We start from the raw sequence: 13,102 nt of genomic DNA, 5'->3' as shown, positions 1-13,102 counted from the left end.
CCGGGGCACGGTGCATGATCAGCATCGCCCTGACATGCTGCCGCGCGAAACTCGCTGGAATTTTTCTCCCCTCACCGCCGGAGTGCCCGCTTCATGCCACGTCCTCTCACGATCCTCGCCTGCATGGCGTCTGCCGCGCTGACGCTGCCGGCTCAGGCCGCCATCCAGACCATCGCCATCGGCTCGTTCGGCCCGGCGACGTCGGACCTGTCCGGACTGAACTACGCGCTGGAAGATGGCGCTTCGGCCAGCCTGCTCGGCGGCTTCGGCTCGGCCATCGCCTATGCAGGGGGAAACACCTTCATCGCCACGCCGGACCGCGGGCCCAACGCGTCCAGCTACAACGCGTCGATCGACAACACCACCTCCTACATCAGCCGCTTCCAGACCTTCGATCTCGGCCTGGCGAACAGCTACACGCTGGCCCCTGGCGCCATCGCCACGCTCGCCCCCACGCTCACGGCGACCACGCTGCTGTATTCGCCGTCGCCGCTGAGCTACGGCAGCGCGACCTCGCCGGGCTCGAGCTCCGGCGCGCCGTCGCTGAACACGGCGGGCAAGGACTACTTCAGTGGCCGCTCGGACAACTTCGCTGCCGGCCTCGCGTCGACCGACGCCAGCAACGGCCGCTTCGACCCCGAAGGCGCGCGCGTCTCGAAGGACGGCAAGAGCGTCTTCATCACCGACGAGTACGGCCCCTTCGTCTACCAGTTCGACCGCGCCACGGGCGCGCGCATCAAGACTTTCACGCTGCCTTCGCACTACGCGGTGGCAACGCAAAGCCCGATGGGCACCACCGAGAAGAACACCGCCGTCAACCCGGTGGGCCGGGTCGCCAACAAGGGCATGGAAGGCCTGGCGATCACGCCCGACGGCAGCAAGCTCGTCGGCATCATGCAGAACCCGCTGCTGCAGGACGGCGGCGAGTCCGGCCTGAACACGCGCATCGTGGTGATCGACATCGCCACCGGCAGCACCAAGGAGTACGCCTACAAGCTCGACAAGAACTCGTACGGCATCAGCGAGATCCTCGCCGTCAACGACCACCAGTTCCTGGTCGACGAGCGCGATGGCGGCAACAACAAGTTCAAGAAGATCTTCTCCATCGACCTCAACGAGCCCGGGCTCAGCGACGTGAGCGGCGTCGCCACCCTCGGCGCCGTCACCACGCCGACCAAGACCGTGTTCCTCGACCTGCTGGCCAAGAACGCCGACGGCACCAGCAAGTACGGCCTGTGGACCGGCACCGACCCGGTGGCCGGTGGCCTGCCCTCGAAGATCGAAGGCATGGCCTTCGGCAAGGACGTGATGGTCAACGGCGTGCTCAAGCACACCCTGGTGATCACCAACGACAACGACTTCGTCACCGGCGCCGGCGCGGTGAACAACAACTACTTCTACGTCTTCGGCATCGACGGCGACGCGGTGCACCTGAACGGCGACGGCGGCCTCGCGCTCAACTACAGCGCGCAGGAGATCGCCGCGCCGGTGCCGCTGCCCGCCGCCTGGGCGCTCATGGCGTTCGGCATGGGCGGCTTCGGTGTCGTGTCGCGGCGGCGCAAGGCGCGCTGAACGGCGGCACCTGTTCAGCGGGCGCGGTACACCGCTTCGCATGGTGGCTTCGCCCCGCGGCGCCGATGGCGCGGACTTTCCGGCGCTGCACGGGCTCAGCCAGGGCTACCGTGCGGCCGAGCCGGCGGCGCGCCCACCGCGCGCACCCCGCCCGCTGCGCGACACGCTGGCCTTCCTGCTCGCCTTCGGCGCCCTGCATGCGGCCTGGACCTGGGCCCGCGGCAGTGCGCTCGAGCGCTGGGTCATCGACGACTGCACCGTGCGCACGGGCGCCTGGCTGGTCAAGCTGAGCTGGCCGCAGGCCGGCGCGCAGGCCGCCGGCTCGCGCATCGCGGCGCCCGGCGGCGGCATCAACATCCTGTCGGGCTGCGAAGGCACGGAGGTCCTCTTCCTGCTGTGGGCGGCGCTGCTCGCCTTCCCCATGCCCGCGGCGCGCCGGGCCCTGGGCATGGTGCTGGCAACCGGCCTGGTGTTCGGGCTCAATCAGGCGCGCATCCTGGTGCTGTTCCATGCGCTGCGTGCCGACCGTGCCAGCTTCGATCTGCTGCACGGCCTGATCGCGCCGGTGGTGATGATCGCGCTGAGCGGCCTGTTCTTCATGCTCTGGATTGCGCCGGCGCAAGCGACGCCGCGCGCGCCGGCACCCCGGCCTTGAACGCCGGCGCCACCGCCCGCCTGGGGCTGCGCCTGCTGCTGGCGCTGGGGCTGTGGCTGGCGGTCGCCGTGCGCTGGGGCCCCGGACTGACCGCAGCCTTCCTGCCCGTGCTGCACTGGGAGATCGCGCGGCTGGACGGCAGCTTCGAGGTGGTCGATCTCGCGCAGGCGCAGGTCGGGCCGGACCGGGCCATCCGCCTGATCGCGGTGCTGCGCAAGACGCTGCTGGTCGGCGAGCACGTGGTCCTGCCCGACCCGCGGCGGCGGGCGCGCGTCAGCACCCCCGCGGGGCACCTGCTTCAGCCCTGGGTGCTGGGCCTCGCGCTGATCTGCGCCTGGCCGCTGCCGCAAGGCGGCTTCGGCGCGAAGCTCGTCGCTGCGTCGGCGCGCGGCGCAGCCGGCGTCGCGCTGCTGGCGTTGGCAACATTGTTCGACCTGCCGCTGCTGCTGCTGGCCGAGCTGCACGACCTGTACGAATACGCCGTCGCGCCGGACAGCCTCTCGCCGGGCATGGCGTGGGCCCAGTTTCTCGAAGGCGGCGGCCGCCTCACGCTCGGACTGGCCGCCGGGCTGACCGCCATTGGCCTGGGCGCCGCGGCCGCGCGCTTGCGGGAGGCGCGCACCCGGTCACGACGGCCCTAGCCCTTACGGCCCGAGCCTCATGCGGCATTGCATTCAAACGCATCCGATTGAAGCTTGGGCCAGTGCTGGTTGCAGTGTTCGGAGTCTTTGTCTGGAACGCTGACCGTTCAATGTCAGCGGGGGCGCCGTGCCGGGTCGCTGTGTTGCGTTCATGTCCCCCGTGCCGGGCTACCGCCCGGCCCTCCTCCTTTACTTCACTCCACACAGCAACCCGCCCCAGCGCTGCCAACACCGCGGCCCACCGGGGTTTGACGGCCTGTGCAAGCGGCAATGCTGAGTGCTGGCGAGGGCGTCGGGTGAGCGGCGTAGCGAAGTAAAGGAGGAGGGGTCGGCCTCCAGGCCGACGCCGGGGGACATGAGTGAAGCCGCTCGCCCGGCGGCCTCGTCAGCACCGCTCGGTATGAGCAGGCGGCTGGCCGGCGGACGCTTCGAACCTCAGCAACCCCTCGCACACGAGCCGGCCACAAGGAGCCGAAGGACGCCGGGCAATTTGACAGGTTTGAACGCGAGCTGATATCAAGCGTCCTTGCCGTCCTGGCGACGGCGCCGCATCGAGATCCCCCAGGCCAGTAAGGCGCTGCCGAACAACGGCAGCGCTCCGGGCACCGGCACGGCAGCGGGCAGGGCCGTGCCGGAGACGCTGACCATGTCGAAGCGCCAGGTTCCCGTGCCGGCGTAGCTGCTGCCGCTGGGTGCCGAAGGCACGTAGGCGCCGGTGGTCGGTGAGAACGCGCTGACGATGCGGAAGGCGAAACTGGCGTTGTTGTTGACGCCGGCGATGCTGGAGAGGTCGACCGAGCGGCCGTTGAACCAGGTGTCTCCGCTGTTGCCCTGGAACGGGCTGGCAACGTCGACGTAGTTCGTGCCGTCGAGCGAGTACTGGACCTGCTCGTATTGCGAGCTGGTGTTGCTGTGGCGCAGGTCGTAGCCGATGGAGATGTTCTGCAGTCCGACCGTGCTGACGTTGAACTGCACGCCGCGCGTCTTGTTGCCCACGCCCTGGGCGGCGTAGCCGGTGGTCTGCCAGCCGCTGTTGTCGGCGCTCGAAGCAGGATCGCTCGAGCCGCCGCTGGCAGAGCCGCTGGCGAAGATTGCGGTGACGCCGCCCGCCAGGCTGGCCGTGCCGCTGCCCAGGCTGGGCGTCGTCTTGCCCGTGGCGGTGTTGCCGTCTGCGGGGTTGGAATTGAAGTTCCACTGCGTGACCAGTGCAGCCTGGGCCGCCGGTGCAGCCAAGCCCAGTGCGAGACCGGTGGAGGCCAGCGCGAGCGCCAGCCGGTTCCTTGTAGCGAGCATGACGAATCTCCCGAGATTGATCTTTGAAGTGCGACCGAAAAATGACTTGGCTATCTCTGACTGGTCGGCGTCGACGATCAGCCCTCTCCCGACGTTGCCGACCTTAGCCGGGCGGGGCGAATCGGCTGTGACATGCCCGAGGCCGCATCCCCCCGGAAGGGGCTAGTTCCCACCGCGTGCACGCGCCTGCAGGCCCAGTCCCAGCAGCAGGGCGCCCATCAGGAGGGCGGCCCACTGCGGCAGCGTCGGTGTGTCGACGTCGCCCCCCGTGCCGCCGCCCGCCGCAGGTGCCACTGTGAAAGCCTGGACCACCTGGGCGGCGGCCGCGTAACCCCCATTGCCCGTCTGATCGGCGGCCACGGTGCAGGTGCCGGCCGCGACGAGGGTGAGCGTGCTGCCCGCGACCGTGCAGACCTGTGCCGACAAGCTGCTGAACACGACCCCCAGCCCGGAGGACGCCGTGGCGCTGAGCGCAAACGGGCCCTCGCCGAGGCCGTGGCCCGCCAGCGGGGCGAAGCTGATCGCCTGGAAGGCCTTGACCGCGAACGACTGCGTCACGCTCGCCGCCGGCTGATAGGCCGTGTTGCCCGCCTGCTCGGCCACGATGCTGCACAGGCCGGTCGCCAGCAGGTGCACCGTGTTGCCGCTGACCGTGCACACCGCGGTCGTCTGCGAGGCAAAGCTCACCGGCAAGCCCGAGCTCGCCGTCGCCGCGAGGCCGAAGTCGGTAGCCCCGAGGATGCGTTCGGGCAGCGGGCCGAAGCCGATGGTCTGCACCGCAGGCGCGGTGAGGCTCAGGCCCAGCAGCACCGGGTCGTGGTCGGACGCGCGGTAGGGCGTGGCGCTGTAAAGGTCCTGCGGTTTGAATTCGGTGTTGTAGTCGATGACCGAAGGCTCGTCGGCATTGATGTGCCAGTGCACGACGCCCGCCACCTGTGCCGACATCGAGGTGGTGGCCAGGCCGTGGTCGATGTAGCCGGCTTCGCCGTCGAAGACGTAGGAGTAGTCGTCGGCATCGAAACGCGAGACCTGGTTGACCAGCCCGCCGGCGGTGAGCAGATCGATCGGATCCTCCTGCCCGTAGGCATTGAGGTCTCCGATGACGATCACGTCGCTGTCGCCGGCCGCCTGCTGCACCGTGCCGATGAAGCTCAGCAGGCGCTGTGCCTGTTGCTTGCGGCGGTCGTTGTAGCAGCCCTGCCCGTCGTTCTGGTCGGCATCGGCGCCGCTGGCGCCCGAGCAGCTCTTGGACTTCATGTGGTTGACGACGACGCTGAACTTCTGCCCATTGGCGGCGGCAAACGTCTGCGCCAGCGGCGGCCGGTTGTTGACCGCGTCGGTATCGCTCAGCGCCGCGCCCACCAGCGACAGCGTGCCCGGCTTGTAGATCAGGCCCACGCGGATGGCGTCCGTCCCGCTGCCGGCGGCTGGGTTCGGCAAGACCGCGTAAGTGCCGGCGCCGAGCGCGGCATTGAGCCCGTCGACGAGGTTCTGCGTGGCCACGCTGCCGTTGTTCTGCAGTTCCATCAGGCCGAACACATCGGCGTTGATCGCGGCCATCGCGGCGACGATCTTGGCGCGCTGGCGGTTGAATTCCGCGAGGTCGTCGGCGCCGCGGCAATCGGCAGTGGTGCCCGACGGCGCGCAGCCTTGACCCGTCTGGCCCGCGGCCGTCTGGCCGTTGGTGAAGGTGGTGAAGAAGTTCAGGACGTTGAAGCTCGCCACCTTGAGGTTGCCGGCCAGTGCCGGGGGCACGGCCGTGCGCGGGTTGGCACGGCTGAAGACGGGGGCGACGGTCGGCTGGATGCGGTACAGCGCCAGGCCGGCGTTGTCGGCAGTCGCGAGGCCGTAGTCGATCACCCCGGTGAGGCTCGCGAGCGTGTCGCCGGCGCGTAGCGTGTTGCCTTCGCCGATGAACGGGATGGGGCTGGGGTTCTGCAGGCTGCTGCCGTCGTCGAGCAGCAGGGTGCGCCGCGCGTTCAGGTCCTGCAGATCGACGGCGGCCTGGCTGTTCGGCCGGTAGACGTTGCTCGGCTTCACCAGCCGGCCGTTGGCCGACACCGTGACCTGGCCGTAGCGGCCCTGGAAGTAGTTCTGCGAGACGGTCAAGGGCGTGTTGACCGTGACCAGCATGCCTTCGTAGCGTTCGAGTTCACCGGCAGCCGCGACCGGCAGCGTGATGAGCGTCGGCGCGATGGAGCCGCTGCCCAGCAGCGTGAGGTTGCTGGTGTTCTTCAGCTCCGTGAGGCGATTCGCCAGTGTCAGCGCATTGCCGGCGGCGCCGGTGTTGAACTCGTCGACCAGGCCCGTGACCTGGAGGCGCTGGCCGGCGGCAACGCCGGGCGCTGTGCTGGTGAAGACGAAGATGCCGTCCGAAGTGGCGGGGTCACCGTCGCCCGTCTCGTCCTGCAGGAAGTAGCCGGCGTTCGTGACCTGGGTGACCACGCCGCGCGTCGTCACAGTCTGGCCGTTGAGCGGGCTCGTCGTGCCGCTGCCCTGGATGGTGTAGATGGGCGTGTAGCTCGGCGAAACGGGGCCCACCGTCAGTGCCACGGTGCACAGGCCGTTCTGGCCGCCGTCGTTGCCGAAGTCCACCGCCACCGCATAGCTGCCGGCGGGCACCGTGGCGCCCACGTTCAGCTTCACCGTGGCGCTGCCTCCCGCGGCCGGCGCGGCGGCGAAGTCGACGAGCGACATGCCGGCCACGTTGCCGCTCTGGAAGGCGGCCGCGTTGACCGTGCTGTCTGCATCCGACGCGCTCAGTGCGATGTCGACCGCGCTGCCCGCGCCGACCGTGACGGCCGCCGGACACAGCGCCACGATCGCGGCGTTGCCGGGCGATGAGCAGGCCACCGGCGGTGCCGACGTGTTGCGCGGCGCCGGTGCACCGGCCGTGAAATCGGCCGCGTTGTTGCCGCTGTCGGTGCAGCCGTTGGCGGCGCGCAGCAGCGCCGTGGTGGACGACGCGGCCGGTGCCGCCGCCGCGCCTTCGAAATAGTTCGCGCTGCCGTAGCCGACCAGGTCGACGATCTGCGCCTGTTGCGCCGCCGAGCAGGGCGTGGAGCTGCCGTTGCAGGCCAGGCCGGTGCTGCCGTTGACCAGCGCCACCTTGCCGCTGGCCGCCGAGAGGTTGGTCGTGCCGGTGGCATCGGCAGCCGGCAATGTGGGGCCGGTGCTGGTGCCGAGTTGCACCAGGTAGTGCTGGCCCGGCTGCAGGCTGCCGGACAAGGCGGTGATGCCGTTCGCGGAGAACGAGCCCGTGCCGGTCGCGCTGGCGTACTGGATGGACCAGCCCGCGATGCTCACCGGCGCCGCGCCCGCATTGAACAGCTCGACGTAGTCGCTGGCGTAGGTGTTGCCGTTGCCACCGTAGACCTGGCTGATCACCACGCCGGAGGTGGAAGCCCCCGCCGGCGCGCTTGCCGCGAAGGTCAGCAGGGCAGCGACTCGCGCTGCCGTTCGAACCAGCGGCTTCACGCTCGACCCGTGCCTTGCGTGCCTCTGCATTGCCGGCTCTTTGCTGCATCGTGTTTTCATCGCTGAAGCGTAGGCAAACGCGGTCACGGGGCTGTGACATCGCCGACGATCTGCATGGGCCGAACGCACTGGGCCGCAGGCCCTGCTGCAGCCGCTATCGCGGCCGGTCGCCGGATCGACGCAGCAGCGGCCCGGCCAGAACGAAGCCCAGCATCGCCAGCGCCCATGGCGGCAGCGGCACGTCGGCCAGTGCGGTGCCTGCGGCCAGCACATTGGTCGAGACCGCCGCGGTGTTGTCCGCGGCGGCCGGATCGGCCATCGAAGAGCTGGCCGTCGCGCTGGCGCCGAGCGCGCCTTCGGCCTGTGCGACGACGAGCAGCGTGACCGACTGGCTGGACGCGGCGCCGATGGCCCCGAGCGCGCAGCTGACACTGGCGCCGTTGGCGCTGCAGAGCGCCGGCCCGCCGAGATAGGCGAAGCCCGACGCCAGCGTGAAATTCAGCAGCACGCTGTCGGCCGCCTGCGGGCCGGCGTTGCTGACCGTCGCCGTCAGGCTGACGGTCACGCCGACGGCCGCCGGATCGGGCGTGCTGGCGAGGCTCACCGAGAGATTGGCCTGCGCGCCTTGCGCGGCCAGCACGTCGAGCCGGGGCTTGGAGAGACCGTTGCGCACGTCGGTCACTGCCTTGCCCGTACCGATCAGGCGCGCTTCGATCTGGGCCGGCGTCTCCGACGGAAACTGCGCCTTCAGGACCGCCGCCGCCCCGGCCACCATCGGGGCCGAGAACGAGGTGCCGCCGATGGTGGCGCCCCCCACCGTGATCAAGGCCCCCGGGGCGAGCAGGTCCAGCATCGGGCCGCTGTCGGAGAAGCAGGTCACGCGGTCGGCGGCCGTGCTGCTGTCGGTGCAGTTGCTCCAGGCCAGGCCGCCGACGTTGGCGTCGTAGACCGCGCCCACGGACAGCGCTTCGCTGATGCACGCGGGGCTCGCGATGCCGGTGGTGTAGCCCTCGTTGCCCGACGAGGCGACAAGCACGATGCCGGCGTTGCGAGCGGTGCGCAGCGGCGTGACGAAGGGATCGGCGAGCGCGCTGGTGCAGGCCGAGGTGTGGTTCACGCCGTCACCGAAGCTCATGTTCATGGCGACGATGTTGTAGGCGACGCGGTGGCTCACGACCCAGTCGATGCCGGCGATGATGTCCGAGCTGGCAGCGCTGCTGCCGTTGAACACGTCCACCGCGACGATGCGCGCATCGGCTGCCATGGCGACCACCACTTCGGCCACGTGGGTGCCGTGGCCGGCGCTGTCCAGTGCGCCGTCGTCGGGCGCCGTATCGATGGCCGCGACCACCTTGCAGCTGGCGGCCGGCAGGCCGGGGGCCGTGCAACTGCCCAACTCCGGCCGCGTGTAGTCGACACCGCTGTCCAGCACCGCCACCGCCGTGCCGGCGCCACGCCGGCCGAGGGTTCCGGCCACCGCCGGCTGGCGCACCAGCGGCAGGGACTCGGCCAGATGCAGCTTCATCGGCCGGTCGGGAAACACCGCTTCCACGTCGGGGTGGGCCAGCAGGCGCTCCAGCGCCTCGGGCCGGCGCAGCACATAGGCGCCCATCGGCAGCTCGCCGTAGTCGTGCCGCTGCTCGAAGTGCGCCGCCTGCAGACCCCGCAGCACATTCGCCTTGGTGCCGGCGCGGCGCTGGCGGCGTGCCGCTGCGGATTCGCCCGTCGCGGGCGCCGCGTCGCGAAACTGGACGATCACCGCCTGCGGCTGGCCGCTGCGCAAGCCCTGGTCCACGGCCGCGTCGCTCAGCCGGCCGGCGCAGGCGCCGCCCGCGGCACCCACCGCGGCCAGCAGCACGGCGGCCCTGCGCCACCGTCGGCCGGCGCGCGACGACGAGGCGGCGCAGCCCATGGGACCGGATGCAGACCCGCTCTCGGACCGGCCGGCTCAGCCCTGGCCGAGCAGCTTGCGCGCTTCGCCGAGGCCGGGAATTTCGGCCTTGCTCTGCACGGCCTTGCGCAGGAGCTCCTTGCCGCGCTCGGTGTCGCCGTTCTTGTACAGCGCCATGCCCAGGTGCAGTTGCATCAGCGGCGAGCCCGGCAGGCGCTCGACGGCCCGCTCCAGCGGCGGCACCGCCTGCGCGTACTGGCCGAGCTTGTAGTGAACCCAGCCCAGGCTGTCGAGATAGCCGGCGTTGCCGGACTCGTTGAAGCGGCCGACCAGCTCGAGCGCGCGGTCCAGGCTCGCCTTGTCGCCCTTCAGCTCGGTGAGCAGGTAGGCCAGGTTGTTGGTCGCGGTGTCGTCCTCGGGCGAGCGCTTCAGCAGCGCTTCGTAGGCCGCGATGGCTTCGTCGTGCCGCCCCAGGCGCGTGAGCCATTCGGCCCGAATGGCCGGCAGGCTCAGGTCCTTGGGGTTGGCCTGCTGGCCCTTGTCGAGCATGGCCAGTGCGCCCGGCATGTCGTTGCGGCTGGCGAGAACGCGCGCCAGCCCCTGGTAGCCGTTGGGGACCGACGGCGCCATCTCGACCACCTTTTCGTAGGCCTGCTGCGCGGTCGCGAGATCGCGACGCGCCATGGCGGCCTCGCCCTTGAGCTGATAAGGCAGCACGTTGTTGGGATCGGCCCGCATCAGCGTGTCGATGCGGGTGTTGACCGCGTCGAACTTCCCTTGCCCGATCAGCAGCCCGATGCCCGCCAGCACGGGTTCCGGCGCACCCGGCGCCAGCTGCGCCGCGTCGTCGTACTGCTTCAGCGCGGCATCGAACCGCTTTTGCTCGGCGTACAGCTGGCCCAGGCGCAGATAGCCGACGGCCTCCTTCGGGTAGCGGCCCTTCAAGGCCAGCAAGGCCTTTTCGGCGGTCGCCCAGTCCTTGTTGCCGACAGCGAGCCGGGCCTTGAACTCGTAGGCGCGCACGTTGTCGGGGGCGACCTTCAGTATTTCGTCGGCCTCGGCCAGGGCGGCCTTGGCATCGCCCGAGGCCGCCATGTCGGCCGCGGACAGCAGCCTCAGCTCGGCATTGTTCGGCTGCGCCTTGACGGCATCGGCCAGCACTTCGCGCGCCAGCTGCGGCTCGCGCGCCGTCCGGTGCGCCTGCGCGAGGAGGCCGACCACTTCGGGCGAGCCCGGCTGGTCCTTCGCGGCAGCGCGCAGGTCGATGACGGCGTCGCGCGCATTGCCCTGGATCAACGACAGGCGCCCGCGCAGCACCAGCGCCCCGGCGTCGCGCGGGCTGGCCTTGAGCACTTCGTCCAGCAGGCTGCGGGCCTCGCCCAGCTGGTTGGCCGCCAGCTTGTAGGCCGCCAGCTGGTTGCGCGCGGCCAGGCCGCCGGGCGTCTCCTTGCCGGTGTCGATGATGTCCTTGAGCACGCGCTGCGCATCGTCGGGGCGGTTCGCCGCCTTGTAGAGATTGACCAGGCCGAAGCGCAGCGCCGCCTCTTTCGGGCGGGCGGAGATCACCGCGAGAAATTCCTTCTCGGCCACGTCGAAGCCGCGACGCGTGGCCAGGAAGTCGAGCAGCGAGAGTGTTCGCTGGGTGTCGTCGGGCTGGGCCCGCACCGCATCACGCAGGACCTGCTCCGCCGGATCGAGTTCGTTGCGCCGTGCGTGGTACACGGCCCAGACGTTCCAGACCTCGGCGTTGCGGGGCGCCGCTTCGGTGGCCGCCTTGTAGTAGCCCACCGCCGCCTTCTGCCCGGCTGCGGGGTCGGCCTTCTGCGTGCTGCTGAGCTGCGCGGCGACGGCGAGCAGGCTGATGTTCTTCGGATCGTCCTTCAGCGCCGCCTGGATCACCTGCAGCGCCTTGGCCTCGTCGCCCTGGTTGGCATACAGGCCGGCCAGCAGCATGCTGGGTTCGACCGGAATCGTCTTCTTCGACGCGATGAGCCGGTTGGCCTGCTCGATGGCGCCCTTGCTGTCGCCGCGCCGGGCCAGCAGCGCGGCCTTGAGCGTCAAGGCGCTCACATGGTCCGCGTCGGCGGCGAGGATCTCGCCCACCGCCTGCTCCGCCTTGTCGGCCTCGCCGGCCATCATGTAGATGCGCGCCAGGCCGCTCTTGGCATCGTTGTAGTCGGGCTTGAGTTCGACGGCCTTCATGTAGTAGCCGTAGGCGCGCTGCACCTCGCGCCGCCCTTCCTCGACCTGCGCGGCGAGGTAGTAGGCCTCGGCCTGCTTGGGGTTCATCTGCAGGACGTTGCGAACCTCGAGGCTCGCCTTGTCCCAGTCGGCCTGGCGGGCGTACTGGTTGCCCTGCTTCAGGTGCGACTCGATGCGCTCGGCCTTGCCCGCGCAAGCGGTCAGCAGCACGCTGGCGCTGCACAGCAACAAGGCTCTGTGGAGGAGGGAAATCGTCGTCATGGGTGACCGCCGTGGTGGTTGGGATGGGCCGGGCGTTCAGCGCGGCGGTGTCGATCGAAGGCCTGCATCCGCAGCATGAGGGCGGCCGAAGCGCGACAGGAAGTCCTCGTAGGCCTGGGCGATGCCCTGCTCCAAACCGATCCGGGCCGTCCAGCCCAGCCGCCGCATGACCGAGACGTCGAGCAGCTTGCGCGGCGTGCCGTCGGGCTTGCTGGCGTCGAAGACGAGCCGCCCCTCGAAGCCCACGATGCGGACCACCAGTTCGGCGAGTTCCCGGATCGACTGGTCCGCGCCGACACCGACGTTGACGCATTCGCCCACATCGCCCGCGTCGAAGCGCGACATCGCGAAGAGGCAGGCGCCGGCCAGGTCGTCCGCATGCATGAACTCGCGCCGCGGCGTCCCGCTGCCCCACACGACGAGCTCGCGGCTGCCGGCCTGCTTGGCCTCGTGGGCACGCCGGATCAGCGCCGGCAGCACGTGCGAGGTCTGCGGATCGTAGTTGTCGCCCGGGCCGTAGAGGTTGGTCGGCATCAGGCTCAGGAAGTTGGTGCCGTACTGGCGGTTGTAGGCGCTGCAGGTCTTGATGCCGGCGATCTTGGCGATGGCATAGGCTTCGTTGGTCGGCTCCAGCGGCCCCGACAGCAGCGCGTCTTCGGTGATCGGCTGGGGGGCCAGCTTCGGGTAGATGCAGCTCGAGCCGAGGAACAGCAGCTTGCGCGCGCTGAAGCGGTAGGCCGCCTCGATCACATTCGACTGGATCGCCAGGTTCTCGCGAATGAAGTCGGCCGGAAACCGGCTGTTGGCCCAGATGCCACCGACCCGGGCCGCCGCGAGGAACACGCAGGCCGGACGGATTTCGGCGAAGAACGCAAGCACCTGTGCCGAGACGCCGAGATCGAGCTCTTGATGCGTCGCCGTGACGATGTCCCGGTAGCCCTGCTGCTGCAGCTGCCGCAGGATGGCCGAACCGACGAGCCCGCGGTGGCCTGCCACGTAGATCGGGCCTTCGGGCAGCGATGCCTTGTTCATGCCGGGCCCCCGTCCTGCCCCAACACGCCTGTCGTCCGCGCCATCGTTTGCATCAGAACTCCACGTGCGAGGCCACGA

General features: G+C 70.0%; 8 protein-coding genes. 3 read left to right on the top strand and 5 right to left on the bottom strand.

Annotation, left to right across the window (positions count from 1 at the left end; translation table 11 throughout):
* Positions 1-93 precede the first annotated feature (93 nt).
* The 3 genes from ACQY9S_RS04500 to ACQY9S_RS04490 are packed head-to-tail and all read left to right on the top strand — an operon-like array spanning position 94 to position 2,868.
* Positions 94-1,572 (top strand): esterase-like activity of phytase family protein, encoded by a 1,479-nt coding sequence (locus ACQY9S_RS04500; protein ID WP_428423366.1) that lies wholly within the window; start codon positions 94-96, stop codon positions 1,570-1,572.
* 40 nt (positions 1,573-1,612) lie between these two features.
* Positions 1,613-2,227 carry an exosortase/archaeosortase family protein gene (locus ACQY9S_RS04495; protein ID WP_428423365.1) on the top strand — a complete coding sequence of 205 codons (615 nt, stop codon included), beginning with the start codon at positions 1,613-1,615 and terminating at the stop codon, positions 2,225-2,227.
* Positions 2,224-2,868, top strand: coding sequence for a hypothetical protein (locus ACQY9S_RS04490; RefSeq protein WP_428423364.1), 645 nt, complete (start codon positions 2,224-2,226; stop codon positions 2,866-2,868). Before ACQY9S_RS04495 ends, ACQY9S_RS04490 begins: the two co-directional genes overlap by 4 nt.
* A 516-nt stretch (positions 2,869-3,384) precedes the next feature.
* Here ACQY9S_RS04490 and ACQY9S_RS04485 read toward each other — a convergent pair.
* The 5 genes from ACQY9S_RS04485 to ACQY9S_RS04465 form a co-directional block, all read right to left on the bottom strand.
* Complete coding sequence (locus ACQY9S_RS04485) at positions 3,385-4,161, bottom strand: PEP-CTERM sorting domain-containing protein (protein WP_428423363.1); 777 nt, start codon at positions 4,159-4,161, stop codon at positions 3,385-3,387.
* Positions 4,162-4,323: 162 nt separating this feature from the next.
* A complete protein-coding gene (locus ACQY9S_RS04480; protein ID WP_428423362.1) occupies positions 4,324-7,638 on the bottom strand; it encodes an ExeM/NucH family extracellular endonuclease in 3,315 nt (1,104 codons plus the stop codon).
* A gap of 154 nt (positions 7,639-7,792) precedes the next feature.
* Positions 7,793-9,550 (bottom strand): S8 family peptidase, encoded by a 1,758-nt coding sequence (locus tag ACQY9S_RS04475; RefSeq protein WP_428423361.1) that lies wholly within the window; start codon positions 9,548-9,550, stop codon positions 7,793-7,795.
* A gap of 36 nt (positions 9,551-9,586) precedes the next feature.
* On the bottom strand, positions 9,587-11,992 hold the full coding sequence (locus ACQY9S_RS04470) for a tetratricopeptide repeat protein (RefSeq protein ID WP_428423360.1): 2,406 nt from the start codon (positions 11,990-11,992) through the stop codon (positions 9,587-9,589).
* Positions 11,993-12,028: 36 nt separating this feature from the next.
* Positions 12,029-13,024, bottom strand: coding sequence for a GDP-L-fucose synthase family protein (locus tag ACQY9S_RS04465; RefSeq protein WP_428423359.1), 996 nt, complete (start codon positions 13,022-13,024; stop codon positions 12,029-12,031).
* Positions 13,025-13,102 lie beyond the last annotated feature (78 nt).

Source organism: Methylibium sp., from assembly GCF_965279545.1.
Lineage (GTDB): Bacteria > Pseudomonadota > Gammaproteobacteria > Burkholderiales > Burkholderiaceae_C > Methylibium.
Note: the sequence above shows the minus strand (reverse complement) of the source record. Positions and strands in the feature narration are given on the sequence as shown.